This window comes from Streptomyces sp. NBC_00075 (assembly GCF_045041225.1).
Lineage (GTDB): Bacteria > Actinomycetota > Actinomycetes > Streptomycetales > Streptomycetaceae > Streptomyces > Streptomyces adonidis.
On record NZ_CP108243.1, the window covers coordinates 4,310,592 to 4,333,961 of the forward strand.

Below are 23,370 nucleotides of genomic sequence, written 5' to 3' on the forward strand. Positions count from 1 at the left end.
CAGGCTGACGCCCTCGGGGGTGGTGGTCACCGGTCGACGCCTCCCATCACGGGGTCGATGGACGCGACGGCGACGATGACGTCGGCGACCTGGCCGCCCTCGCACATCGCCGCCATGGCCTGCAGATTGGTGAAGGACGGGTCCCGGAAGTGGACCCGGAAGGGGCGGGTGCCTCCGTCGGAGACGGCGTGCACCCCGAGTTCGCCCTTGGGTGACTCGACCGCCGCGTAGGCCTGTCCCGGCGGGACGCGGAAACCCTCGGTCACCAGCTTGAAGTGGTGGATCAGGGCCTCCATGGAGGTGCCCATGATCTTCTTGATGTGGTCCAGGGAGTTACCCAGACCGTCCGGTCCCAGGGCAAGCTGGGCGGGCCAGGCGATCTTCTTGTCGGTGACCATGACCGGGCCGGGCTGTAGCCGGTCCAGGCACTGCTCGACGATCCTGAGCGACTGCCGCATCTCCTCCAGGCGGATCAGGAAGCGGCCGTAGGAGTCGCAGGAGTCGGCGGTGGGGACGTCGAAGTCGAACGTCTCGTAGCCGCAGTACGGCTGGCTCTTGCGCAGGTCGTGCGGGAGGCCGGTGGAGCGCAGGATCGGGCCGGTGGCGCCGAGGGCCATGCAGCCGGACAGATCGAGGTAGCCGACGTCCTGCATCCGGGCCTTGAAGATGGGGTTCCCGGTGGCGAGCTTGTCGTACTCGGGAAGGTTCTTCTTCATCTTCTTCACGAACTCGCGGATGTGGTCCACCGCGCCGGGCGGCAGGTCCTGGGCGAGTCCGCCGGGGCGGATGTACGCGTGGTTCATCCGCAGGCCCGTGATGAGCTCGTAGATGTCGAGAATCATTTCACGATCACGGAATCCGTAGATCATGATCGTGGTGGCGCCGAGTTCCATACCGCCGGTGGCGATGCACACCAGGTGCGAGGACAGCCGGTTCAGCTCCATCAGGAGCACGCGGATGAGGGTCGCTCGGTCCGGGATCTGGTCCTCGATGCCGAGGAGCTTCTCGACGGCGAGACAGTAGGCGGTCTCGTTGAAGAAGGACGTCAGGTAGTCCATGCGCGTGACGAAGGTGGTGCCCTGCGTCCACGTGCGGAACTCGAGGTTCTTCTCGATGCCGGTGTGCAGATAGCCGATGCCGCAGCGAGCCTCGGTGACCGTCTCGCCGTCGATCTCCAGGATCAGGCGGAGCACACCGTGGGTGGAGGGGTGCTGCGGGCCCATGTTGACGACGATGCGCTCGTCGTCGGCACGGGCCGCAGACTGGACGACCTCGTCCCAGTCGCCACCGGTGACCGTGTATACGGTGCCCTCGGTGGTCTCGCGCGGAGTTGCGTGCTGCGTGCTCATGTGTACGACCTCCGCTGGTCCGGAGCCGGGATCTGGGCGCCCTTGTACTCGACGGGGATGCCGCCGAGGGGGTAGTCCTTGCGCTGCGGGTGGCCCTGCCAGTCGTCCGGCATCATGATCCGCGTCAGGGCCGGGTGACCGTCGAAGACGATCCCGAAGAAGTCGTACGTCTCGCGCTCGTGCCAGTCGTTCGTCGGATAGACGGAGACCAGGGACGGGACGTGCGGGTCGCTGTCCGGGGCGCTGACCTCGACGCGGATCAGCCGGTTGTGGGTGATCGAGCGCAGGTGGTAGACGGCGTGCAGCTCGCGGCCCTTGTCCTTCAGATAGTGGACCCCGCTCACGCCCGTGCAGAGTTCGAAGCGCAGGGCGGGGTCGTCGCGCAGGGTCTGGGCGACACGGAGCAGGTACGCGCGTTCGACGTGGAACGTCAGCTCGCCGCGGTCGACGACCGTCTTCTCGATCACGTTCTCCGGGACCAGTCCCTGTTCCTCCAGGGCGCCCTCGAGTTCGTCGGCGACCTCGTCGAACCAGCCCCCGTAGGGCCTCGCCGAGGCTCCCGGGAGGCGGACGGAGCGGACCAGGCCGCCATAGCCCGAGGTGTCGCCGCCGTTGGTGGCACCGAACATGCCGCGCTGGACGCGGATCTCCTCGCCGCCGTCTCCACGCTGGCCGGGGAGGTTGGAGGCGGCGAGATCCTTCTCGGGGTTGACCCCGTTGCTCGCCCCGCCTGCTCCGGTGCCGTTCGCGTCACTCATCGCAGCAGCCCCTTCATCTCGATCGTGGGGAGTGCCTTGAGCGCGGCCTCCTCCGCCTCGCGGGCGGCTTCCTCGGCGTTCACGCCGAGCTTGGAGGTCTGGATCTTCTGGTGGAGCTTGAGGATCGCGTCGATCAGCATCTCGGGCCGTGGCGGGCAGCCGGGCAGATAGATGTCGACCGGGACGATGTGGTCGACGCCCTGGACGATCGCGTAGTTGTTGAACATGCCGCCCGAGGAGGCGCAGACCCCCATGGAGATCACCCACTTGGGGTTGGGCATCTGGTCGTAGACCTGCCGCAGTACCGGCGCCATCTTCTGGCTGACCCGGCCGGCCACGATCATCAGGTCCGCCTGGCGGGGTGAGCCGCGGAAGACCTCCATGCCGAAGCGCGCGAGGTCGTAGCGGCCGGCGCCGGTGGTCATCATCTCGATGGCGCAGCAGGCGAGTCCGAACGTGGCGGGGAAGACGGACGCCTTGCGTACCCAGCCCGCGGCCTGCTCGACGGTGGTCAGCAGGAATCCGCTCGGCAGTTTTTCTTCGAGTCCCATGTCTTAGAGGCCCCTCAGTCCCATTCCAGGCCGCCGCGCCGCCATACGTACGCGTACGCCACGAAGACGGTGAGCACGAAGAGCAGCATCTCCACGAGCCCGAAAACACCCAGGGCGTCGAAGGTGACGGCCCAGGGGTAGAGGAAGACGATCTCGATGTCGAAGACGATGAAGAGCATCGCCGTCAGGTAGTACTTGATGGGGAATCGCCCACCGCCGGCCGGCGTGGGTGTCGGCTCGATCCCGCATTCATAGGCTTCGAGTTTGGCCCGGTTGTAACGCTTCGGGCCGATGAGCGAAGCCATGATCACGGAGAAGATCGCAAAGCCTGCCCCGAGGGCTCCCAGTACGAGGATGGGCGCATACGCGTTCACCGCTCCTCGCTCCTCTCAGTCGGCACTGACTGCTGGCGATTGCATCGGGCCGGCGTCCCCGCCCCGTCCGCCCCGCGATCCCCGCCCGTCCCGGCGAAGATCGAGAACATGTGAAGCAGGTCACAAGCCCAACTGCCCCGCATCCTATGCCCGCCGGTCTGTGATCTGCGACACGGGGTATTGCCGAACCTTTGTGATCTCCACCACCTGACGAAGGATCATGAAGTCGGATGAGCGGTGATCTTCACACTCGAAGCGTCCACGTGATCACCAGAGGTGACATTTTTGCCGGTTACCGCTGGTCACGAGCGGCATCTCAATATCAAGAGAGTTCCCCTGCATGCAAATTGGAGATGGACGGGACGGCTTGATAGTGGAGCGCGTTCACACATCGGAGGGGGGCGAGTGGCGAATGTGGACGCCCTCATGCACGTGCACGCGTTCACGAGCGGCGGGGGTCGGCGATTCCCTCGCGGGACGCACCCCGACCGGTGACCGTTCCGTGACCTGTGCCACACCCGTGAAGGCCTGTGAAGATCGGGGGTTGGCCACGGACCGCAACCGATGGTAAGCAGCGGGCAATTCGGGCGTACCGATGAAAGTGCATGATCACAGGCATGATCGCTGGTGTCCGCAATGCCCGTTACGGCGTCAATAAAGAGTGACACTCGGGGAATTTGGGCGCTCCATTGAACAACTGTGGCGCAGCACACGTTTCTTGAAGGTATGGAGGAGCCCCTGGTACCGCTAGTACCCATGTCCCACACCGCTACCGCTCACATACGAAGCCACCGGAAGCCCCGGCGTGCCGGCAACTCGTCGTTGGCCATGCGCGCAGGAGTCGCCGGTGGCGTTCTCAGCACCCTGGCAGTGGCTGGTGCGTCCAGTGCGGCGAGCGCCGCCGAGCAGCCTGCGACGCAGACACTCGAACTGCCCACCCTCACGGCCGACCTGGCCGCTCAGATCGCCGAGTCCGCGGACGCCACGCAGCTGGCCGCCGCGAACTACGAGCTCCAGGCCGAGCGTGACGCCGCAGCCGCCAAGGCGGCCCAGGAGGCCAGGAAGGACCTCGCGGAGGCCAAGCAGAAGGCGGAGGCCAAGAAGAAGGCCGAGGCCGCCCGCAAGGCGGCCGCAGAGGCCGCTGTGTCCCGCTCCGCCGAGCGCGCCACGCTGGCGGCATCCGACACCGCCTCCGAGGCGTCACAGGTGGTGACCGCCCCCGCGAGCGGCAGCGTCGCGACCGTCATCGACTTCCTCAAGGCGCAGCTGGGCGACGCCTACGTCATGGGCGCCACGGGTCCCAACGCGTGGGACTGCTCCTCCCTCGTCCAGGCCGCGTTCAAGCAGGTCGGCGTGGATCTCCCCCGGGTCTCGCAGGACCAGTCGATGCAGGGCACCGAGGTCTCCCTGTCGAACATCCAGGTCGGCGACATCCTGTACTGGGGTGCGAAGGGTTCGGCGTACCACGTCGGGGTGTACGTCGGTAACGGCCAGTACCTGGACGCGGCGAACCCGTCCAAGGGCGTTGTCATTCAGGACCTTTCGGGCTACCCGGCGACGGGTGCGGTGCGCGTTCTCTGAGCGAGCGGTGGACGAGGGTCGCTGCCGCTGGTCGGCCGCGGCCCTTCTCCGTTGCCTGTCTCCGTCCCCTGCGGGGGACGGCTGTGTGAGGCTGATGCCCCAGTACTTCCTGAGTACTCCACACAGCAGAGGGAGAGACAGCGATGCCTCGTGTCTTCGTACAGGGCAGGCCCGTCGACTCGTATCCGCGGCTCACGCCCGAGGCGCGGCGTGGTGCCGTGCGGCGGATCACCGAAGTCGGCGAAGAGGTGCTTCACAAGCCGTGCCGGGACGTGACCGAGTTCGGGCCCGAACTCGCGGCCCTCATCGACGACATGTTCCTGACCATGTATGTCGCCGACGGAGCCGGGCTCGCGGCCAACCAAGTGGGCGTCGATCTGCGGCTGTTCGTGTACGACTGCCCCGACGACGACGGTGTCCGCCATGTCGGGCACATCGTCAACCCCGTGCTGGAGCCGCTCGACGCCGGCGACCGGCGCCTCCTCGACGAGGGCGAGGGGTGCCTGTCCGTGCCGGGGGCCATGATGGACGTACCCCGCCCGGACCGTGCCGTCGTGCGCGGGTTCGATCAGGACGGGAACCCTCTGGTCGTCGAGGGGACGGGGTACTTCGCCCGGTGCCTGGAGCACGAGACCGACCATGTGAACGGGCACGTGTATCTCGACCGGCTCTCCAAGCGGGAGCGGAAGGACGCGCTGCGGCAGGCGGCGGACCGTCGCGAGGCGGTGTTCGCGCGACGGGCCGCCAAACAGCAGGCCCTCACCTCCTGAGCCTGGGAGGGCCTCACCTGCTGAAGGAAACCTTGCCGGTCACGCCTTCGGCGCCACCTTGCTGAGGCCGTTGATGATGCGGTCCATCGCGTCGCCGCCCGTCGGGTCGGTCAGGTTGGCCAGCATCTTCAGGGTGAACTTCATCAACAAGGGGTGGGTCAGGCCGCGTTCGGCCGCGATCTTCATGACCTTCGGGTTGCCGATGAGCTTCACGAAGGCGCGGCCGAGCGTGTAGTAGCCGCCGTAGGTGTCCTTGAGCACGCGCGGGTAGCGCTGGAGCGCGATCTCCCGCTGGGCCGGTGTGGCCCGCGCGTGGGCCTGGACGATGACGTCGGCGGCGATCTGGCCGGACTCCATGGCGTAGGCGATGCCCTCGCCGTTGAAGGGGTTCACCAGGCCGCCGGCGTCGCCGACGAGCAGCAGGCCCTTCGTGTAGTGGGGCTGGCGGTTGAAGGCCATGGGGAGGGCGGCGCCGCGGATCGGGCCGGTCATGTTGTCGGGGGTGTAGCCCCAGTCCTCCGGCATTGACGCGCACCAGGCCTTCAGGACCTCGCGCCAGTCGAGTTCCTTGAAGGAGTCCGAGGTGTTCAGGACGCCCAGGCCTACGTTCGACGTGCCGTCGCCCATGCCGAAGATCCAGCCGTAGCCGGGCAGCAGGCGGTCCTCGGCGCCTCGGCGGTCCCAGAGTTCCAGCCAGGACTCCAGGTAGTCGTCCTCGTGGCGGGGAGACGTGAAGTACGTCCGGACGGCGACGCCCATCGGGCGGTCCTCCCGGCGGTGCAGGCCCATCGCCAGGGAGAGGCGGGTGGAGTTGCCGTCGGCGGCGACCACGAGCGGGGCGTGGAAGGTGACCTCGCGTTTGTCCTCGCCGAGTTTCGCGTGCACGCCCGTGATGCGGCCGGTGCGGTCGTCGGTGATCGGGGCGCCGACGTTGCAGCGCTCGTACAGGCGTGCGCCCGCCTTCTGGGCCTGGCGGGCGAGCTGTTCGTCGAAGTCGTCGCGCTTGCGGACGAGGCCGTAGTCCGGGAAGGAGGCGAGTTCCGGCCAGTCGAGCTGGAGGCGGACGCCGCCGCCGATGATGCGGAGGCCCTTGTTCCGCAGCCAGCCGGCCTCCTCGGAGATGTCGATGCCCATCGCGACGAGCTGCTTCGTCGCCCGGGGCGTCAGGCCGTCGCCGCACACCTTCTCGCGCGGGAAGCTGGTCTTCTCCAGCAGCAGCACGTCGAGTCCGGCCTTCGCCAGGTAGTAGGCGGTGGTGGAACCGGCTGGCCCGGCCCCGACCACGATGACATCGGCGGTGTTTTCGGAGAGGGGCTCGGTCACGGCGGGTTCTCCCCAAGACTCTCAAATCTGTGTGCCGACCGGCACTGGACATGGGCAGTCTATTCAGCAGTACTGATCACCCGGCTGAAGGGCTGCCCCGTGAACCGAGCGCTCCCCGTAGTACGCCTGCGTGTTCCCACCGACGAGGACGCCTTCGCGTGGCACCGGGTCTTCGACGACCCCGATGTCATGGAGTTCCACGGGGGCAGGTCGGCCGAAGTGTCCGCCTACGAGGAACTCACCGCGCGCCAGCGTCGGCACGACGCCGAGTACGGCTTCTGTTTCTGGACCATGCTCGACGAGTCGGACCAGGTCATCGGCTTCACGGGCGCCCAGCCGTGGCCGCAGGACTGGGGGCCCAAGGGGGAGATCGAGATCGGCTGGCGGCTCGGGCGGGCCCACTGGGGCCAGGGGTACGCCACCGCGGCGGCCGAGTTGACCCTGGAGCGGGTGCGTGCGGCGGGCGTGCCCAGCGTGGTCGCGATGGTCAACGCCCGCAACGAGCGGTCCATCGCGGTCACCCGGCGGCTGGGGATGCGGCTCGTCGAGGTCTTCAGGACGCCGGTGTCGAAGCAGGAGGGGCACTGCTATCGACTTGACCTCTGACCGACTTCGACCGATTGATCCCTGATGGAGATCCAGATCCGTGACGCACAGTAGTTATTTGGCGCAGAAAAATACTTAGCGCTTCCGGGCGGTGCTCGGCCGGGGTTACTCTGCCGGTACCGCTGGGGGTGACGTCTGTGCACTCAACACCCAACACGCCCGAGGCGCGCGTGCCGAGGCTCGTCGGCCTGATGGCCATGGACGCGCGTGAGAGGGCCAGAGCACACGGGGTGCTGCTCGCCGCGCCCGACCGGCCCGAGTTCCATCTCGCCGTCGTCGACTACGTCGTACGGCAGTACCCGCCGCCCGGCGTCGAGATTCCGCGCGGTGCCGTCGTCACCGTGTGGTTCGACTTCGGGGACGGGGAGGGCGGCGGGGGCGCGGGGGTGCGTGAGCCGCGCGTGCCGAAGCCGCCCAGGGGTGGGCTGAAGCGCGAGCACGACCGGCCCGGGGAAGCGTTCGAGGCGATCGGGTCCCGTGTCGGACCCCATGCGGGGAGGTGGGGGTCAGGCCTGCTTGAAGCCCCGGTGCAGGGCCACGACGCCGCCCGTCAGGTTGCGCCAGGCGACCTTGGACCAGCCCGCGCCTCGCAGCAGTTCGGCCAGTGCGGGCTGGTCGGGCCAGGCTCGGATGGACTCGGCGAGGTAGACGTACGCGTCGGGGTTCGAGGAGACCGCGCGGGCGACCGGGGGCAGGGCGCGCATGAGGTACTCGGTGTACACCGTGCGGAAGGGCGTCCAGGTCGGGTGTGAGAACTCGCAGATCACGACCCGTCCGCCGGGGCGCGTGACCCGGTACAGCTCGCGCAGCGCCGCGTCGGTGTCCTGGACGTTGCGCAGCCCGAAGGAGATCGTCACCGCGTCGAAGGTGTCGTCCTTGAAGGGCAGCCTGGTGGCGTCCCCGGCCGTGAAGGGCAGCCAGGGGTGGTTGCGCTTGCCGACCCTGAGCATCCCGAGGGAGAAGTCGCAGGGGACGACGTACGCGCCCGTGCGGGCGAAGGGCAGGGAGGACGTGGCCGTGCCGGCGGCCAGGTCGAGGATCTTCTGCGCGGGGCGGGCGTCGACCGCCTTCGCGACCTCCTTGCGCCACACGCGGTCCTGGCCGAGCGACAGCACGTCGTTCGTGAGGTCGTACCGTTCCGCCACGTCGTCGAACATCGAGGCGACTTCGTGCGGCTGCTTGTTCAGGGATGCGCGGGTCACGTGCCCATTGTGGCAGTACGTACCTCGCGGCCTCCCGGCGGCACGGGCGCGGGGAGGCATACGCGGGCCTACGGCAGCAGTCTCGGTTTCTTCTTGCCCGCCACGTCCTCCACCCAGCCGCAGAGCAGGATGAACACGGCGATCAGGATCCAGCCGACGCCGAACATGAACCACTGGCTCTCCAGCGGCAGGTACATCTCGAAGGCCGGGATGTTCCAGAACTGGTCGATCAGCGGGACGGCCAGGACCAGCGCGATCTCGTGCCAGAGGTAGAGGGTGACGGCGCGCGCGTTGAAGATCGTCACGATCCGGTCGAGCCGCTTGAAGCGGGTGAGCCACGCGAAGTCGATCTCGAAGTGGGCCTTCGCGTACATCAGCAGCGTCACGAAGCCCGCCGACCAGAACGCCTGCGCGAGCGGGATGTCGTCGAGGTCGTAGGAGCCCGTCTCGGCCTGGTGGGTGAAGGCGTACCAGCCGCCGAAGCCGACGGCGGCGAGCGAGAGGAGGACCACCAGCGCCGGCTTGAGCCGCTGTAGGACGCCCTCGCGGTGTGCGAAGCCGAGCATCCAGCAGAAGAGGAAGGTGGCCAGGTCGGTGAGGGCGCTGCCGAAGCGGTTGTCCGGGGGCTCCCAGAAGTTGTGGAACACCACGATCGGGGCCAGCGAGAGGAGCAGGACGGCCACCGGGGCCAGCCGGAACGCCCGCAGCAGCACCGGGGACAGCAGGACGAACCAGAGGTACGTGCGCAGGTACCAGAGGATCTCCCAGGCCTGCTGGCCCCAGGCGTTGCCCGGCGGATCGCCCAGCGGCACGACCCAGAAGACGATCTGCCAGCCCGGCATCCAGTCGTGGACCATCATCGCGACGACCACGAAGAAGCCCCAGAACCAGAAGGGGGGCAGGAGCCGGCGGATCCGGCTCCTGATCACCTTGAGGGCGGGGCGTTCCAGGGACTTGGCCATCAGGGTGCCGGCCAGGGCGAACATGATCCCCATGGAGGGGAACACCATGCCCGCCCAGGCCCAGCCGAAGGTGTGGTAGGTGACGACGCGGACGAGGGCGACGGCGCGGAGGGTGTCGAAGTAGCGGTCGCGGCCCGCCGGTTTGCTCGCCTTCGGCGGGATTTCCGGCTCGGGCTCGGGAAGGGCCGTCTCCGGTAGTTCTGGCTCCGGAAGTTCCGTCTCCTTGGTGTCGTCGGCATCGGGCGTCACGTACTCCTGCTGCCCGTAACCGAATTGGCCGTAGTAGTCCTGGCCGTAGTCGACGTACTGCTGGGGGTACGGCTCCTGCGGGTACGGCTGTTGCCCGTACTCGTAGCCATGGTTGTTGTCGCCGTAGGCGTGGTTCTGGCCGTAGCCCTGCTGATCCGTCCCCCAGCTCATCAGTTCGCCCCCGCCGGGGTGCCTACCTCGCCCGTGCGCTTCAGTTTCTGCCAGCGCAGGCGGCCGCCGGTGAGGGCGGTGATGGACGAGTGGATCAGAACCAGGTACATCATCTGGCGGTACGCCAGTTGCTGGAGCGGCATCATCAGCAGGTACCGGTACTTCTCGCGGTCCAAGCGGAACGCGTAGGCCGCGCAGACGAGTTGGATGCCGAGGACCGCCAGCCAGGCCAGCAGGGCCGCCTGGAAGTCGATGAAGATCATCGAGTAGGCGGTGAACACGTCGATCAGCGGGGCGAAGATCGGCGTGATGATCTGGAAGATGACCACCAGGGGCATGCCCACGCGGCCGAAGCGGCCCGAAGGACCCTTGTCCGTAAGGGACTTGCGGTGCTTCCAGAGGGCCTGCATCGTGCCGTACGACCAGCGGTAGCGCTGGCTCCACAGCTGCTTCAGCGAGGCGGGCGCCTCCGTCCACGCCCTGGCGTGCTCCTGGTAGACGACCCGCCAGCCCGCGCGGTGCATCGCGATGGTGATGTCGGTGTCCTCGGCGAGCGTGTCCTCGCTCATGCCGCCGACCTCCAGGACCGCGTCGCGGCGGAACGCGCCGATCGCGCCCGGGATGGTGGGCATGCAGCGCAGCAGGTCGTACATACGGCGGTCGAGGTTGAAGCCCATCACGTACTCGATGTGCTGCCAGGCGCCGATGATCGTGTTGCGGTTGCCGACCTTGGCGTTGCCCGCGACCGCGCCGACCTCGGGGTCCGCGAAGGGCTGGACGAGCTGGTGCACGGCGTCCGGCTCGAAGACGGTGTCGCCGTCCATCATCACGACGATGTCGTAACTGGCGCTGCGGACACCGTTGTTGAGGGCGGCCGGCTTGCCCGCGTTCTCCTGGCGGATGACCCGTACGTTCGTCATGCCGAAGGAGATGGCCGCGTCGCGGGCGATCTGGGACGTGTTGTCGTCCGAGCCGTCGTCGACGACGATGATCTCGATCGGGTGGGTGCTCTTCGCCAGTGACTCGAGGGTGTTGGCGATGCACTCCTTCTCGTTGTACGCGGGCACGATCACGGTCACCGGCCTGGTGACCGTCGGTCCCCAGCTGAACTTCCCGCCCTTGCCGCGTTTCCGGTTGCGTTGCCGGTAGTGGCGGCGGGCGAGGATCAGCATCATCCCGAACCGGCCCATGACGGCGAACCCGACCACCGCCAGTCCGGTCGCGAGGCCCGGTACCGCCCATTCGGCGACGGCGACGGCCGCGATGAGGGCCTTGCCCTCGTAGAGGGTCGCGCCGGTGGCGGTGCGGTGGGCGGCCTGGAGGAGGTTCACGGTCCCCGCGCCTCCCGGGCCGCCGCCCTGCTGACCGTTGCCCTGCTGGCCGTAGCCCTGCTGACCCGTGCCGAGCTGGCCGTTGCCCTGCTGCTGCCCGTTGCCCTGCTGGCCAGCGGGCGCGCCGCCGGGCTGGCCCTCGGCGGTGCTGGGAGCACTCGTGGCGGTGTCCGTGCCCGCGGTGGCGCTCGCGCTGGGGCTGGCACTGGCGGCCGAGCCCGCGACCGTGCCGGTGGCCGCCTGCTGCGCGCTCGACTGCTCCTCCTGGATCGCGCCGCTGATGGTGGTGAAGGAGTAGCCCGCCGCCTTCATCTTCTTGATGTACGTCGGCAGCGCCTTGATCGTCTGCGAGCGCTCACCGCCGGCGTCGTGGAAGAGCACCGAGGCGCCCGCGCCGTCCTCCGGCGTGGCCCACTTGATGATCTTCGAGACGCCGGGGCGCTTCCAGTCGTCGCTGTCGGTGTCGACGAAGACGCTGGTGTAGCCCTCCTCGCCGAGCTTCTTGTAGACGGGCCAGCTGTAGTTGTCGATGGCGTCCGCCTCCGACGAGTACGGCGCCCGGAACAGCGTCGTCGTGATGCCGGCCGCGCCCGCCAGGGCGAGCTGCGTCTGCTGCATCTCACGGTTGACGCGGGCGTCGCTCTGGTAGGAGAGGTCGACGTGCGTGAAGGTGTGGATGCCGATCTCGTTGCCGTCCTCGACCATCGTCTTCACGATGCTCGGGTAGCGCGAGACCATCGAGCCGACCACGAAGAACGTGGCGGGGACGTCGTACTCCTCCAGGATCTCCAGGATCTGGGGCGTCCAGGTGGGGTTCGGGCCGTCGTCGAAGGTGAGCGCGATGGTCTTGTCCGGCACGGACTGGCTCACGGCCTGTCCGTTGCGGAAGCTGAGGATCGGCCCGCCGTCGATGACCTTGTCGGGGACGTCGCTCGAACTGGCGCCGGTGCGTACGCGCTGGTCGCCGCCGACCTCCGCGCGCAGATAGCCGTCGAGCAGCATCACGCTGGTCAGCGCGAGCAGGAGCAGCATGGCGAGGATGACTCGCGGTTTCTGCAGCGCCGCGGCCTTGCCGGCGGCCCGCTGCACCTTCGAGGGGGCGCGCCTACGGCCGCGCGAGGTGGTCGTCGTAGTCATGTGGTGGCTGCGTTCCGGTCAGTTGGCGTCCGCGGAGGCGGACGCGGTGGCGGTCGCGGTCGGTGCCGAAGCGGGCGGCTCGCCCGTGGCAACGCCCGCCGGCGGAGTGCCGGAGGGCCTGGCGGGCGGGGTGGCGGCGCCGGTGGGAGCGCCCGTCGGGGCCGCTCCGAAGCCGCCCTGCGGCTGCTGGTTGCCGCCCGGTCCCTGGCTGCCGCCCGGGCCGCCGCCCCCGAAGGGCAGCAGCGAGGACGGGGTGAGCGACGTGCCCCAGCCCATGAAGGCCATGCCGAGGACGACGGCATACCCAAGGCAGACGACACCGACGAAGGTGCCGAACCGGCGGAGCAGCTTCGCCCGGCGGCCGGAGTTGTCAACGAACACGGGGCCTTCTGCGGACCCGTCGGACCCGTTGCCGCTCTTACGGCGACGGCCGCCGCGACTGGCGGCACGGTTTTCGATGGCAGGCTCGGAATGCATTCCCCGGACATTAGGAGGCGTTTATGTGACTGAAACTCTGGTTCTCATGTGAGACGCCCATGAGAAACTCCTTAACCTGTGCATCCTCTGAGAGTTTCCCCGGAAGCCTGCGCAACCCGCCCCCTATGGAAAGGAGTCGATTGTCCGGCTTGCTTGCCCCATTCGCGGCCTTCGAGGCGCGCTGCCCATGAGCCCGCTGTGTGTTCATCGCCCTCATGAAGGACAGCCTCGTGTGAGACCTTTCCACTCCGGGTCCACTTCGGAAACACACTTTGTTTCCATCCTGGGACGTTTCCATCCTGAGACGGAAATCACGAAAGCGGGTGCATGCGCCATGAGGCGTTTCCTGAGGCCGGCCGCCGGATTCACATGTCTGGTGGCGCTGACCTGTGCCGGGTGCTCTTCGGGCTCGGACAGCGATGCGGACGGCGGCTCCGACGCCGCGTCCGAGGCCCCCTCCGAGACCGCTTCCGAGCAGGCCTCGCCGAGCGCCTCGTCCTCCGAGAGCACCGCCTCGACGACCGGGTTCGCCCCGTACGTCAGCGCCACCGAGGCGAACGACAACGACAGCGCGGGCTCGCCGACGTCGTACAACCTCGCGTTCGTGATCTCGGACGGTACGACCTGTACGCCGAAGTGGAACGGTACGACGGCCATCGGCGACTCGGCCGTCAAGTCCCGCATAGCCGCACTCACGGCGAGCGGCAGCTCGGTCCGCGTCTCCTTCGGCGGCGCCTCCGGCAAGGAGCTGGCCGAGGTATGCGACAGTGCGTCCGCGCTGGCCAAGGCCTATGGCGCGGCCCTGGACGCGGCCGGTTCGACCCAGGCCGACTTCGACGTCGAGGGGGACGCGCTCACCGACTCCGACTCGGTCGAGCTGCGCTCGAAGGCGATCGCCCTGCTCCAGAAGGAGCGCAGCGACGTCAGCGTCTCCTTCACCCTCCCCGTCATGCCGAGCGGCCTCGACGACGACAGCGTGGCCCTGCTCGACTCGGCCAACAACAACTCCGTGCAGGTGTCGACCGTCAACATCATGACGATGAACTACGGGAGCGAGTACACCGACGACATGGGGCAGTACGCGATCACGTCCGCGACGGCCACGCATGATCAGCTCGCCGACGTCTTCGGGCTGTCGGACGAAGGGGCGTGGAAGGGGATGGCGTTGACGTCGATGATCGGGGTGAACGATGTCGACAACGAGACGTTTTCGCTGGCGGATGCGGCGGAGGTGCGGGCGTTCGCGGAGGAGAAGGGGGTTGCGTGGGTGTCTATGTGGTCGACATTTCGGGATCAGGAGTGTGAGGACGGGAATTCGGCGTCTGATGATGCGGCGACCGATTGCAGTGGGGTTTCTCAGGATGCGGGGGCGTTTGGGGTGGCTTTTTCGGGGTGAGAAGGGTTAGGAGGGGTTGTTTGTCGGGTGCGGGTGCGTGGGGGCTTGTCGCGCAGTTCCCCGCGCCCCTAAAAGATCACCGACGTCTGTGTACAAGGCGTCCAGTGCATACCGTTGCTATGCACACCCCGCCCCCGTCGAACACCGCCAGGTCCGCTCGTTCGCCCTCCACGATTTCCGGGGTTCGCGTGTGCCGGAGTACGACCAACTCGTTGCGCGCGGCGGCTGAGCGGAGGTCGGGGGAAGTGACGTACTCCTCCAGGACCGCCACGGCGCCCGCCTTCAGTACGGCGTGCACGCGCTCTCGTGGCGTCGGGGCGGTGGGGAGTGGGCCCTCGTGGACGAGGGCCGGGCCCAGGACTCCTCCCGGCCATTGGCGCACCCTCGCCCCCGGGAAACGCTCCGTCAGCTCGGTAAGAGGGCCCACGGCGGTGACACGGTTGCCGTCGACCGCGACGGCGGCGTTCTTCAGGTACTCCGCAGCCCAGTTGAGGCGCACCTCGTCGGCGGTGTGAATCGTCAGCACAGGGACGTCAGTTGCTGGCGAGGAGCTTCAGCTCGGGGTGGGCCGTGCCGCCCTCGATCGCGGTGGACGAGATGTGGGACATGACGCGCTCGTCGACCGGGTCGTTCGCCGGGTCGTCGTGGACGACGATGTGCTCGTACGTCGTGGTCCGCTGGGCGGGGACGCGGCCCGCCTTGCGGATCAGGTCGATGATCTCCATACGGTTGGAGCGGTGCTTGGCGCCGGCGCTGGAGACGACGTTCTCCTCCAGCATGATCGAGCCGAGGTCGTCCGCGCCGTAGTGCAGGGAGAGTTGGCCCGCCTCCTTGCCCGTGGTGAGCCACGAGCCCTGGATGTGGGCGACGTTGTCCATGAAGAGGCGCGCGATGGCGATCATGCGCAGGTACTCGAAGATCGTGGCCTGCGTACGGCCCTTGAGGTGGTTGTTCTCGGGCTGGTAGGTGTACGGGATGAAGGCGCGGAAGCCGCCCGTCCGGTCCTGTACGTCACGGATCATCCGCAGGTGCTCGATGCGCTCGGCGTTGGTCTCGCCGGTGCCCATGAGCATGGTGGACGTCGATTCGACGCCCAGCCCGTGCGCGGTCTCCATGATCTCCAGCCAGCGCTCGCCGGACTCCTTGAGGGGCGCGATGGCCTTGCGAGGGCGCGCGGGGAGGAGTTCCGCGCCGGCGCCGGCGAAGGAGTCGAGACCGGCCGCGTGGATGCGGGTGATCGCCTCCTCGACCGACACCTTGGAGATCCTGGCCATGTGTTCGACCTCGCTCGCCCCCAGGCTGTGGATGACGAGCTGCGGGTACTCGGCCTTGATCGCGGCGAAGTGCTTCTCGTAGTACTCGACGCCGTAGTCCGGGTGGTGGCCGCCCTGGAACATGATCTGCGTACCGCCGAGTTCGACGGTCTCCGCGCAGCGGCGCAGGATGTCGTCGAGGTCGCGGGTCCAGCCCTTGGCCTTGTCCTTGGGGGCGGCGTAGAAGGCGCAGAACTTGCACGCCGTGACGCAGACGTTCGTGTAGTTGATGTTGCGCTCGATGATGTACGTCGCGATGTGCTCCGTACCCGCGTACCGACGGCGGCGTACGGCGTCGGCGGCCGAGCCGAGCGCGTGCAGCGGGGCGTCGCGGTAGAGGACGAGCGCCTCCTCCGGGGTGATCCGTTCGCCCGCTGCGGCACGATCCAGGACAGCTGTGACATCAAACGGCACAAGGTCGGCGTTCTCGGTCACCGGGCGTCCCTTCGGCAGGGGTGGGGCGGACCGTTCCAGCCTACGTCAGTGACCTGCCGGGCCTCACGTCAGGCCGCGTACGCCCCGATCAGGAGCCCGACGAACGCCCCCGCGATCAGGAACGGGCCGAATGGGATCGACGTACGGCGGCCCGCCTTCCGTGCGACGACGAGCGCGAGCCCGTACAGCCCGCCGAAGAGGAATCCGGCGAAGGTGCCGAGCACGACACTCCCCCAGCCGTACCAGCCCAGGACGGCCCCCAGCCCCAGGGCGAGCTTCACATCGCCGAAGCCCATGCCGTTGGGGCTGATGAGGAAGAGCACGAAGTAGGCGCCCCCGAGCACCAGGGCGCCCAGGAGGGAGGTGAGCCAGTCCCCGGCATGCTCGGGCAGCAGCGCGGCCACGCCCAGCAGGACGAGGGCGGCGGCGGCCAGCGGGAGGGTCAGCGGGTCGGGCAGCCGCTGCACCCGGAAGTCCACGACCGCGAGCAGCACCCCGACGGGCGCGAGCAGCAGCCAGGCCCCCAGCTCGGGCCGCGTACCGGTCGCAGCTGCGAGCGCGGCACAGACGAGCGCGGTGGCGAGGGCGAGGAGGGGGGTGCTGGGACCGTACGAGGCGCTCTTGTCGTACGAGGTTCCTGCCGCGCTCGCTGTCACGTGCCCGGCGTCCGGGGCGGGCTCGCGTCCGGCGCAGGTCGCGCACCGCGCCCAGCCGACCCAACCGCCGAGCGTGTGCCCTTGCGGACAGGTGTCCCGCCAGGACTCCTCGGGCGGGACCGAGAACCGGTAGGCGGCGCGGGGTACGAGGGTCCCGGCCGCCGCGCCCCACAGCGCGGCGACCACGACGATCAGCTGGTCGATATCGATGCTCATCCCACGGCCGATGAGCCGTCGCGCCACGTCGGCAGCAGCTCGTCGAGCAGGGCCTCGGTGCGCGGCGGCAGGCCGCGGGCGCCGCTGCGGTGGATCAGGTCGGCGGCGAGCTGCTGGAGCTTGTCCGTGTCGCCGGTGGTGTGGGTGGCGCGCAGGAGTTCGTGCCACAGGCGCTCGTCGCCGGGGGCGGAGTTGAGGGCGGCGTTCAGCGCCTCGATGGCCCGTTCGGCGCGGTTCTTCACCAGGTGGAACTCGGAGAGCGCGAGCCCGATGTCGGCGACCAGGAGCGGGAGTTGGGCGTCGATGATCTCGTGCGTGAGCCAGCCGTAGCGGCCCTCGGGACGGTCGGCGAGCAGCGGTCCGCGCACCAGCGCGAGCGCGTCGGTGAGCAGCCGGCCCCGTACCACCCGGCTGTCGGCGCCCCTGCCCTGCGTGGCCTCGTGGTAGAGGGAGCGCAGTACGTCGAGGTCGGAGACGACCGACTGGGCGAGCGTGAGCCGCCCGTTGGCGTCGGTGGCGAGACGGGGGGTGCCGTCGGGGTCGGTGCCGAGCCAGACGCGGAGCCGTTCGAGGAGCGCCTCGCGTACGTCGTCGGTGACACCGCGCGGCCAGAGCGCGGAGGCGAGCACGCGCGGGTGCACGCCCTCGCGGTGCAGCAACAGCAGGGCGAGCGCCTCGTGTTGGAGCGGGCTGCGCTCCCCGTCGGGGGTGTCGAGGCCGATGATCTCGTACGGGCCCACGAGCCGCGCGTACACCGCCGGCCGTCCCTGCTCGCTGATGTCGACGAGGAACGGGGGCGTGGCCGCCGGTCCTTCGGGGGTGCGCTCGGGGTCGGCGTCGACGAACAGCTCGACGATCGCCCGCTGTTGGGCGACGGGGAGGGTCTGGGCGTCGAGTTCGAGCCCGAGGAGCGGCGCGAGGAGCTTGCCCTCGCCGGTGATCTCCATCTCCCAGGCGGCGCCGGGCAGATCACCACTGTCGGTGCCGACGAGGTATCCGATGCCCAACCGGCTTGCGTCGGCGGCGAGTTCGGCGAGCTTGACGGCGTCGTCGGCGGAGGGTGAGGCGGCGAGGAGGACGAGGTGCGGGGCCCAACGGGTGTGCTGGGCAGGGCCGGTGCGTCCGGTGAGTACGGAGTCGTGGCCGGCCGCGCCCAGCGCACCGCGCCGCTGCCTGGTCTCGGCCTCCATGGTCTCCACCAGGGCCTCGATGTCGTCGAGGTGGCGCAGCCGGTTGGGGGCGAGGGGGGTGAGGTCCTCGCCGAAGCCGACGAGGGTGATGGTCATGCGGTCGGACCACCCGTTGGTGGCCAACTCGGCTGCCACGGAGGCGAATACGGCGGCCCGGTCGGACTCGCTGCCGCTGAGCGAGACGATGCCGGGCACCGACTCCAGGTTGAGCAGCAGGCGCGAGTCGTCCATGGTCCCGAGGCTGACGAGCCCCGGGTAGGGAGCGGCGGTGTCGACATCCTCGTACCGCTCGGCGTCGGTCCGGGACAGCAGCCAGAAGGTCTGGTCCTGGCCGAGCTGCCAGGGGGCGGGCGGCTTCCCGGCGGGCTGCGCGAGCTGGAGGTGCAGGTCACCGTTGCTGAGCCAGGCGGCGTAGACGGTGGGGAGGGGGCGGGACTCGCCGGCGAGCGAGGCGGCGAGGCCGCGCAGGGAGCGGTCGAGCAGGCGTACGCCTTCGGGGTCGGCGCCGATGAGGAGGGCGTCCTGGGCGTCGGCGGCGGCACCGGTCGGCGTGGGCGGCTCCATGCCGCGCCGCCCGCCGACCGCACCGAGCGCCGACTGCCACAGGGCCTGGCGGCGCCGGCGGCCGAGGGCGCCGAGGAGACCGGCGGCGAGGAGGGGGGCGCCGAGGAGGGCTTCGGGGAGGCCGAAGGAGAAACCGGCGTCGGAGGCGGACTCGGAGGCGGTTTCGGTGGCGGCGGCCGCGTGCTGCTCGTGGTGTACGGCGGGGGTTGCGGCGGAGGTCTCGGCGGGGCTCTGCTGCTTGGGGATGCTGATGCGGGTGGTGTTGGTGTCGAGGGAGGCGGTGCTGCCGCCCGTGCCTTGGGCGTGGTCGCCGCCGGCCTGGGCGTAGGTGTTGATCTGCTGCTGGACCTGTGCGGAGACGGCGGGGCCGGCGTCAGGGGCGGTGGCAGTGCTGGACATGTCCACGAGGTCGCCGCCGCGGGCGTCGCCGGGCATCTGCATGATCCAGCCGGGCCGGATGAGGCTGGCCTCGGAGAGGCGTGAACCGTCGGGCTGCACACGGTCCTTGTTGAGCTGGTAGATCTCGCCGTACCGGCGTCCGTCGCCGAGGTGCCGTTCGGCTATCTCCCAGAGGGAGTCGTGGTGCCGGCCCTCGGGGGGCTGGATCCGGTAGTACTTCGTGTTCTCGGCCTTGACCGACGGGCCCCCGACCTCTGCGTGGCCGGCGGCGTCGGCGGCCTGCCGGCCGATCGCGGCGGCGGTGTCGGCCGCCTGCTCCTGCTGCTGCGCGAAGATCCCGCTGAGTGAACCGCCCGGCGTGGCCTGGGCGGAGGCGACGGTGCCCCGCTGGTTGTCGCCGTAACTGTTCCCGAGCTGCGAGAGCCCGGGCGTGAGCGACGCGGCGGTGGCTCCGACCAGCAGCAGCGCGGCGACGAGCTGCCGCGCGAGCAGCTGGCTGGGCCCGGCCCCAGGTACCCGGCCCGGCATGCCGACGCCGGACAGCGCGGCCTTGATCTCGACGAGGACGCACGCGGTGAACTGCGCCCAGGCGATCCACACGATGACCCCGAGCACACCGAGGAAGGTGTTGACCGTGATCTCTTCCTGTAGCCAGTCCAGGGACGGCGTGCCGTCCGGGAAGGGCCAGCCGATGGTCACGGCGAGCGCGTAGGGCACCCCGACGAGCAGAACGACGAGGGCGACGAACGCGAGAAACGCCTTGACGAAGTCACCGAAACTCCGCCGCCGGCGGGGCAGAGGCTGCGGAGTCCGGTTCCGGGGAGTCCCGGTTCCCGACGAGCCTCCCGTCGGGCTGCCCGTCGGATTTCCCGTCCGGCTTGAAGTGCTGCGTCGCGGCATGGCGGGTGTCCTGGGTTTGAGTCGTGTGGGGTGGGAGAGGGGCGCGGGGGTGTGCTGAGCCTATCGGGATCTTATTTCGGGCGTGGGGGGCGGTGGGGCGAAGTCCGGGCCGAGGTCCAGGGCGGGGGTGGGCGCCGGGTCCGGACGGCACCCGGCATACGTACCGTTCGCAACCGCCACGACACACTCCTCACGGTCCCCACACAATCCCCTGGCGGCACGCAAATGCCCTCTACGCACCCCTGATAGCTTCGTTCTCTGCCGTACACAAGCCAACCCCGGGGGAGATCAACCGTGGCCCGCCGCGCCCTGTCCGTCACCGTAGCTACGTTCACCGCGACAGCGGCTCTTCTGGTCAGCGGGTGCGGTGGAGGTGACTCGTCGCCGGACGACATCAAGGGGGCGGAGTCGGGGGCGGGGAGTGCTTCGGCGTCGGCTTCTGCTTCGGGGGCGGTGGCTGCGGGGGCGCCGGACGTGAGTGTGCCGGACGACCTGGATCTCGTATTCGACTTCGCCAAGCCGTCGGACGCACGGTCCGCGGCGGCTCTGGCCGACGCGGAGAACTACATCCGCGCGCTGGACCACGGCATCGCTGCGCAAGACCCCGAGGATCCGGCGTACAAGTACTACTCGGACGGACCTGCCGCGGAGTACGCCAAGTCTCAGATCAAGGCGTGGGTGAAGGGCAGTTGGACCGTCACCGGCACCGATCGGTACTCCAACGCGGAAACCACCACGTTGAGCAACAAGAACGTCGTCGTCACCTTCTGTAGAAACCAGGCGAAGTTCTACAGCAAGGAGATCAAGACCGGGAAAATCCTCTACACGGAGGAGAGCCCGAGCAGCTACCAGAAGTTCACCCTGCTCATGAACCCGCCGTCCGGGTCTTCCCAGGCCTGGAAGGCCATGGCCATCGAGGTCAAGGGTGAGGTCAAGGATTGCGGGGCGTGATGCCGTCCGCCCGGTCCCGGCACCTGGCATCGGCTCTGGCCGCCACCCTCCTCCTGTGGAGCGGCGGAGCAGCACGGGCCGACGGTACTCCGGGCAGCACTACACCCCCGCCTCCCACCCCTCCCGCCACCGGCGGCGCCAACGGCAAGGAGCTGTACGCGTCCGCCAGTCACTCCAGCATCGAGGTCACCCAGGTCAGCGGCCCGACCGGCGGCAAGCGCGGTGCCCTCTCCTCGGTGGACACCACGTGGACACCACCACCGTGCTGGTACGAGCCGGGCTTCACGCCCGAGCAGCTCAAGACCTTCTCGGAGACGGTGGGTGCAGGCGATGTCAGCACCCACATCGGGTGGTACGGGTCGAAGCTGTGGACGGACTTCTTCCGGGACGGCAAGTCCACGTTCAACTACTACGACACGACCGACGGAACCGCGGGAACCGTCAAGGGCTTCGACGACTACAACCTGGGCGAGAAGGGCTACTTCTGGCGCGGTGTCGCGACGGACACCACCGACCCCTTCTCCTGGGACTGCAACCGCATGATGTTCTGGGAGCCGGCCGGGGTGATCCCCAAGATCGCCCACGCCCCCACTCCCAGGACCCTGGCCGAGTACGCCTACGACAAGATCGAGGTCCCCGAGACCGAGGTGCAGTTGAAGCCGGAAGCCAGATCAACGGTGAACCTGCCTACCTGGGTCTGGCTCGACAAGGGCACCTTCCAGGAGGTCAAGGTCCGCGCCGAACTCCCCAACACGGGCCTGTGGGCGGAGACGACGGCCAAGCCGGTCGCCCTCCACCTGGACCCTGGCACGACCGACGCCACGACCTTCCCGGCCTCGGGCGACTGCACGATCAACGAGGACGGCTCGATCGGTACGCCGTACGAGGCGAGCAGGGCGTCCGATCCCCCGCCGTGCGGGATCACCTACCTCCGCGCGACCGACGGCACCCCCTACCAACTGAAGGCCTCCGTGACCTGGGAGATCACCTGGCAGGGCAGCGACGGCACCGGGGACAGCCTCCCGAACGGGACGTTCGAGACGACGCAGGACATCGCTGTTCAGGAGATCCAGTCGGTCAACCGATGAGGCGGATCAGCCCGTGTCGCCGGCGAACAGGTCCTCGGCGTTGGTCGCGTTGACGGCCCGCCGGGCCCAGATTTCCAGCTGGCCGAGGTCGGAACAGGCCTCCACTCGGTCCTTCACGGAATCCGGAATCGCGATGCCGCGCCAGTCGAGAATCCGGAGGACCATCGACGCGCGTTCCTTCTCGACGCCCTCTTCTCGCCCCTCTTCCCGAACCTTCTCAGCGACCTCGTGCCGGAAGAAGTAGTTGACCGGCATCATCAGTTCCTTCCAGATCTGCTTGGCCTGGGCATCGCCCAGACATGACTCGACAAACTGCGCGAGCATCCCCGCGCCTTCGGGGTCGGTGGTCTCCAGCGCTGCCGCCAGCGGTTTCAGTATGGCAGCGGCACCCGGGCCCTTGCCATGCGTCATCGCGGAGAACGCGGCGAGGAACACATCCCGCTCGGCCTGGGCCTGGTCGACGACGAGCGGCACGTTCTCCGGGCTCAGCACGAGCGGCCGTACGGTGAGCGAGTGCCAGCCGGGCAGGCCCAGCCGGATCGGCTGTGCCGCCCAGCGGGCCGTGGCCCTGCTCTGGGTCAGGACGATCAGCACCGGCTCCCAGCGGTACTTCGCGTACAGGTAGCTGAGGTAGTACGCCCAGCTGCTCCGTTTCTCCTTGTCCTGCTCCCCCTGTGACTCGACGACCAAGAGGTACGTACCCTCGTCCGTCTCCGCTCTCAGCAACGTGTCCACGCGTCGCTCGATCGGCTCGATCTCGGTCAGATCCGCGTTCAGCACCGCGAAGTCACGCGGCTCGGGGATCGGAATGTGCAGCACACGTTGAAGGGTGCGTGTGAAACCCGCCGGGTCCTTCTGGCAGATCCGGTGCAGGCCTTCATGCGACGAGCCGACCATCCGCTCTCCTTTCCATCTTCCGTTCGGTCCGGTCAACGAGCTAGGCCGCGACGAGGTCACCCCACACGTACTTGCCCCTGATGCCGCTCCTGCTCAGCGGCTGCCAGCCCCACAGGTCAGCGCAGGAACTGACCAGGGCCAGGCCCCGTCCCTCCTCCAGGTGCGTGAGCTGCGTCAGCTCCCCTGCCGGAGGTGGCGGGTTGGGCGGCTCGGGGTCGGCGTCCCACGCTCCGACCCTCAGGAAGCCGTCGCGCATGCGCAGGCGCAGGGCGACGGGCCCTTTCGTATGCCGTACGGCGTTGCTGACCAGCTCGGTCGCGAGGAGTTCGGCGACGTCGGTGAGTCGGATCAGGCCGTGCATCGTGAGGACGAGGCGGACGGTACGGCGGCAGACGGTGACGGCACGGAGGTCGTGGGGGATGTGGAGGACGTACTCCCAGTCGGTTTCGGGCATGCGTTGAACTCCGTTGGTGGGGAGGGGAGTTGGCAGGGCGGAGCAGCGCGCTTCCGGGATCCGGTGATTC

General features: G+C 68.8%; 21 protein-coding genes and 1 pseudogene. 7 read left to right on the top strand and 15 right to left on the bottom strand.

Annotation, left to right across the window (positions count from 1 at the left end):
• Nucleotides 1-26: 26 nt before the first annotated feature.
• From OG787_RS18495 to OG787_RS18510, 4 genes are read right to left on the bottom strand one after another with little or no spacing between them, the layout of a single operon-like run.
• A complete protein-coding gene (locus tag OG787_RS18495) occupies nt 27-1,349 on the bottom strand; it encodes an NADH-quinone oxidoreductase subunit D (protein WP_369033579.1) in 1,323 nt (440 codons plus the stop codon).
• A complete protein-coding gene (locus OG787_RS18500; protein ID WP_369033580.1) occupies nt 1,346-2,107 on the bottom strand; it encodes an NADH-quinone oxidoreductase subunit C in 762 nt (253 codons plus the stop codon). The genes OG787_RS18495 and OG787_RS18500 overlap by 4 nt, the downstream gene beginning before the upstream one ends.
• Nucleotides 2,104-2,658 carry an NADH-quinone oxidoreductase subunit B family protein gene (locus tag OG787_RS18505; RefSeq protein WP_053743379.1) on the bottom strand — a complete coding sequence of 185 codons (555 nt, stop codon included), beginning with the start codon at nt 2,656-2,658 and terminating at the stop codon, nt 2,104-2,106. The genes OG787_RS18500 and OG787_RS18505 overlap by 4 nt, the downstream gene beginning before the upstream one ends.
• 14 nt (nt 2,659-2,672) lie before the next feature.
• Nucleotides 2,673-3,032 carry an NADH-quinone oxidoreductase subunit A gene (locus tag OG787_RS18510; protein ID WP_005476348.1) on the bottom strand — a complete coding sequence of 120 codons (360 nt, stop codon included), beginning with the start codon at nt 3,030-3,032 and terminating at the stop codon, nt 2,673-2,675.
• A 726-nt stretch (nt 3,033-3,758) separates the two neighbouring features.
• On the opposite strand from OG787_RS18510, the gene OG787_RS18515 reads away from it, so the two are divergent.
• Both OG787_RS18515 and def read left to right on the top strand, forming a co-directional pair.
• Nucleotides 3,759-4,613 carry a C40 family peptidase gene (locus tag OG787_RS18515; protein WP_369033581.1) on the top strand — a complete coding sequence of 285 codons (855 nt, stop codon included), beginning with the start codon at nt 3,759-3,761 and terminating at the stop codon, nt 4,611-4,613.
• A gap of 143 nt (nt 4,614-4,756) precedes the next feature.
• A complete protein-coding gene (gene def, locus OG787_RS18520; RefSeq protein WP_405535770.1) occupies nt 4,757-5,383 on the top strand; it encodes a peptide deformylase in 627 nt (208 codons plus the stop codon).
• A gap of 39 nt (nt 5,384-5,422) precedes the next feature.
• Here the strand turns inward: def and OG787_RS18525 are convergent, their stop codons facing one another.
• The gene (locus tag OG787_RS18525; RefSeq protein WP_189151773.1) at nt 5,423-6,706 is read right to left on the bottom strand and encodes a geranylgeranyl reductase family protein; all 1,284 of its coding nucleotides are present in this window, start codon (nt 6,704-6,706) and stop codon (nt 5,423-5,425) included.
• Between the two features lie 99 nt (nt 6,707-6,805).
• Between OG787_RS18525 and OG787_RS18530 the strand changes: the two genes are divergently transcribed.
• A complete protein-coding gene (locus tag OG787_RS18530; protein WP_369033584.1) occupies nt 6,806-7,312 on the top strand; it encodes a GNAT family N-acetyltransferase in 507 nt (168 codons plus the stop codon).
• A 128-nt stretch (nt 7,313-7,440) separates the two neighbouring features.
• Nucleotides 7,441-7,782: pseudogene (locus OG787_RS18535) on the top strand (PASTA domain-containing protein); the annotation flags it as partial.
• A gap of 36 nt (nt 7,783-7,818) precedes the next feature.
• Here the strand turns inward: OG787_RS18535 and OG787_RS18540 are convergent.
• The 4 genes from OG787_RS18540 to OG787_RS18555 form a co-directional block, all read right to left on the bottom strand.
• On the bottom strand, nt 7,819-8,514 hold the full coding sequence (locus OG787_RS18540) for a demethylmenaquinone methyltransferase (protein ID WP_369033585.1): 696 nt from the start codon (nt 8,512-8,514) through the stop codon (nt 7,819-7,821).
• Between the two features lie 68 nt (nt 8,515-8,582).
• The gene (locus tag OG787_RS18545) at nt 8,583-9,896 is read right to left on the bottom strand and encodes an acyltransferase (protein WP_405535771.1); all 1,314 of its coding nucleotides are present in this window, start codon (nt 9,894-9,896) and stop codon (nt 8,583-8,585) included.
• The gene (locus OG787_RS18550) at nt 9,896-12,364 is read right to left on the bottom strand and encodes a bifunctional polysaccharide deacetylase/glycosyltransferase family 2 protein (RefSeq protein WP_405535772.1); all 2,469 of its coding nucleotides are present in this window, start codon (nt 12,362-12,364) and stop codon (nt 9,896-9,898) included. Before OG787_RS18550 ends, OG787_RS18545 begins: the two co-directional genes overlap by 1 nt.
• An 18-nt stretch (nt 12,365-12,382) precedes the next feature.
• A complete protein-coding gene (locus OG787_RS18555) occupies nt 12,383-12,745 on the bottom strand; it encodes a hypothetical protein (RefSeq protein ID WP_405535773.1) in 363 nt (120 codons plus the stop codon).
• Between the two features lie 430 nt (nt 12,746-13,175).
• Here OG787_RS18555 and OG787_RS18560 point away from each other — a divergent pair, with 430 nt between their 5' ends.
• Nucleotides 13,176-14,237, top strand: a complete 1,062-nt coding sequence (locus OG787_RS18560; protein ID WP_369033589.1) for a chitinase — start codon at nt 13,176-13,178, stop codon at nt 14,235-14,237.
• A gap of 76 nt (nt 14,238-14,313) precedes the next feature.
• Here OG787_RS18560 and OG787_RS18565 read toward each other — a convergent pair whose 3' ends face one another.
• The 4 genes from OG787_RS18565 to OG787_RS18580 form a co-directional block, all read right to left on the bottom strand.
• The gene (locus OG787_RS18565; protein ID WP_369033590.1) at nt 14,314-14,763 is read right to left on the bottom strand and encodes an imidazolonepropionase-like domain-containing protein; all 450 of its coding nucleotides are present in this window, start codon (nt 14,761-14,763) and stop codon (nt 14,314-14,316) included.
• Between the two features lie 7 nt (nt 14,764-14,770).
• Entirely contained in the window at nt 14,771-15,985 is a 1,215-nt protein-coding gene (gene mqnC, locus OG787_RS18570) for a cyclic dehypoxanthinyl futalosine synthase (protein ID WP_405535774.1), read from the bottom strand.
• A gap of 68 nt (nt 15,986-16,053) precedes the next feature.
• Complete coding sequence (locus OG787_RS18575) at nt 16,054-16,857, bottom strand: prepilin peptidase (protein ID WP_405535775.1); 804 nt, start codon at nt 16,855-16,857, stop codon at nt 16,054-16,056.
• Nucleotides 16,854-19,910 (bottom strand): BTAD domain-containing putative transcriptional regulator, encoded by a 3,057-nt coding sequence (locus OG787_RS18580; RefSeq protein ID WP_405535776.1) that lies wholly within the window; start codon nt 19,908-19,910, stop codon nt 16,854-16,856. Before OG787_RS18580 ends, OG787_RS18575 begins: the two co-directional genes overlap by 4 nt.
• Before the next feature lie 294 nt (nt 19,911-20,204).
• Here OG787_RS18580 and OG787_RS18585 point away from each other — a divergent pair, with 294 nt between their 5' ends.
• Together OG787_RS18585 and OG787_RS18590 are read left to right on the top strand one after the other, a co-directional pair.
• Nucleotides 20,205-20,861 carry a hypothetical protein gene (locus OG787_RS18585; protein ID WP_405535777.1) on the top strand — a complete coding sequence of 219 codons (657 nt, stop codon included), beginning with the start codon at nt 20,205-20,207 and terminating at the stop codon, nt 20,859-20,861.
• A complete protein-coding gene (locus tag OG787_RS18590) occupies nt 20,861-21,949 on the top strand; it encodes a hypothetical protein (RefSeq protein WP_405535778.1) in 1,089 nt (362 codons plus the stop codon). Before OG787_RS18585 ends, OG787_RS18590 begins: the two co-directional genes overlap by 1 nt.
• Before the next feature lie 6 nt (nt 21,950-21,955).
• Here the strand turns inward: OG787_RS18590 and OG787_RS18595 are convergent, their stop codons facing one another.
• Both OG787_RS18595 and OG787_RS18600 read right to left on the bottom strand, forming a co-directional pair.
• Complete coding sequence (locus OG787_RS18595; RefSeq protein WP_405535779.1) at nt 21,956-22,846, bottom strand: hypothetical protein; 891 nt, start codon at nt 22,844-22,846, stop codon at nt 21,956-21,958.
• Nucleotides 22,847-22,886: 40 nt separating this feature from the next.
• Nucleotides 22,887-23,300 (bottom strand): ATP-binding protein, encoded by a 414-nt coding sequence (locus OG787_RS18600; protein ID WP_369033597.1) that lies wholly within the window; start codon nt 23,298-23,300, stop codon nt 22,887-22,889.
• Nucleotides 23,301-23,370 lie beyond the last annotated feature (70 nt).

What these genes read in the sequence shown, in the direction of transcription:
- OG787_RS18515 (WP_369033581.1), top strand. Translation starts at nt 3,759, where the DNA reads ATGGAGGAGCCCCTGGTACCGCTAGTACCCATGTCCCACACCGCTACC.
- OG787_RS18545 (WP_405535771.1), bottom strand. Translation starts at nt 9,896, where the DNA reads ATGAGCTGGGGGACGGATCAGCAGGGCTACGGCCAGAACCACGCCTAC.
- OG787_RS18505 (WP_053743379.1), bottom strand. Translation starts at nt 2,658, where the DNA reads ATGGGACTCGAAGAAAAACTGCCGAGCGGATTCCTGCTGACCACCGTC.
- OG787_RS18590 (WP_405535778.1), top strand. Translation starts at nt 20,861, where the DNA reads ATGCCGTCCGCCCGGTCCCGGCACCTGGCATCGGCTCTGGCCGCCACC.
- OG787_RS18600 (WP_369033597.1), bottom strand. Translation starts at nt 23,300, where the DNA reads ATGCCCGAAACCGACTGGGAGTACGTCCTCCACATCCCCCACGACCTC.
- OG787_RS18595 (WP_405535779.1), bottom strand. Translation starts at nt 22,846, where the DNA reads ATGGTCGGCTCGTCGCATGAAGGCCTGCACCGGATCTGCCAGAAGGAC.
- OG787_RS18550 (WP_405535772.1), bottom strand. Translation starts at nt 12,364, where the DNA reads ATGACTACGACGACCACCTCGCGCGGCCGTAGGCGCGCCCCCTCGAAG.
- OG787_RS18500 (WP_369033580.1), bottom strand. Translation starts at nt 2,107, where the DNA reads ATGAGTGACGCGAACGGCACCGGAGCAGGCGGGGCGAGCAACGGGGTC.
- OG787_RS18495 (WP_369033579.1), bottom strand. Translation starts at nt 1,349, where the DNA reads ATGAGCACGCAGCACGCAACTCCGCGCGAGACCACCGAGGGCACCGTA.
- def (WP_405535770.1), top strand. Translation starts at nt 4,757, where the DNA reads ATGCCTCGTGTCTTCGTACAGGGCAGGCCCGTCGACTCGTATCCGCGG.
- OG787_RS18580 (WP_405535776.1), bottom strand. Translation starts at nt 19,910, where the DNA reads ATGCCGCGACGCAGCACTTCAAGCCGGACGGGAAATCCGACGGGCAGC.
- OG787_RS18560 (WP_369033589.1), top strand. Translation starts at nt 13,176, where the DNA reads ATGAGGCGTTTCCTGAGGCCGGCCGCCGGATTCACATGTCTGGTGGCG.
- OG787_RS18575 (WP_405535775.1), bottom strand. Translation starts at nt 16,857, where the DNA reads ATGAGCATCGATATCGACCAGCTGATCGTCGTGGTCGCCGCGCTGTGG.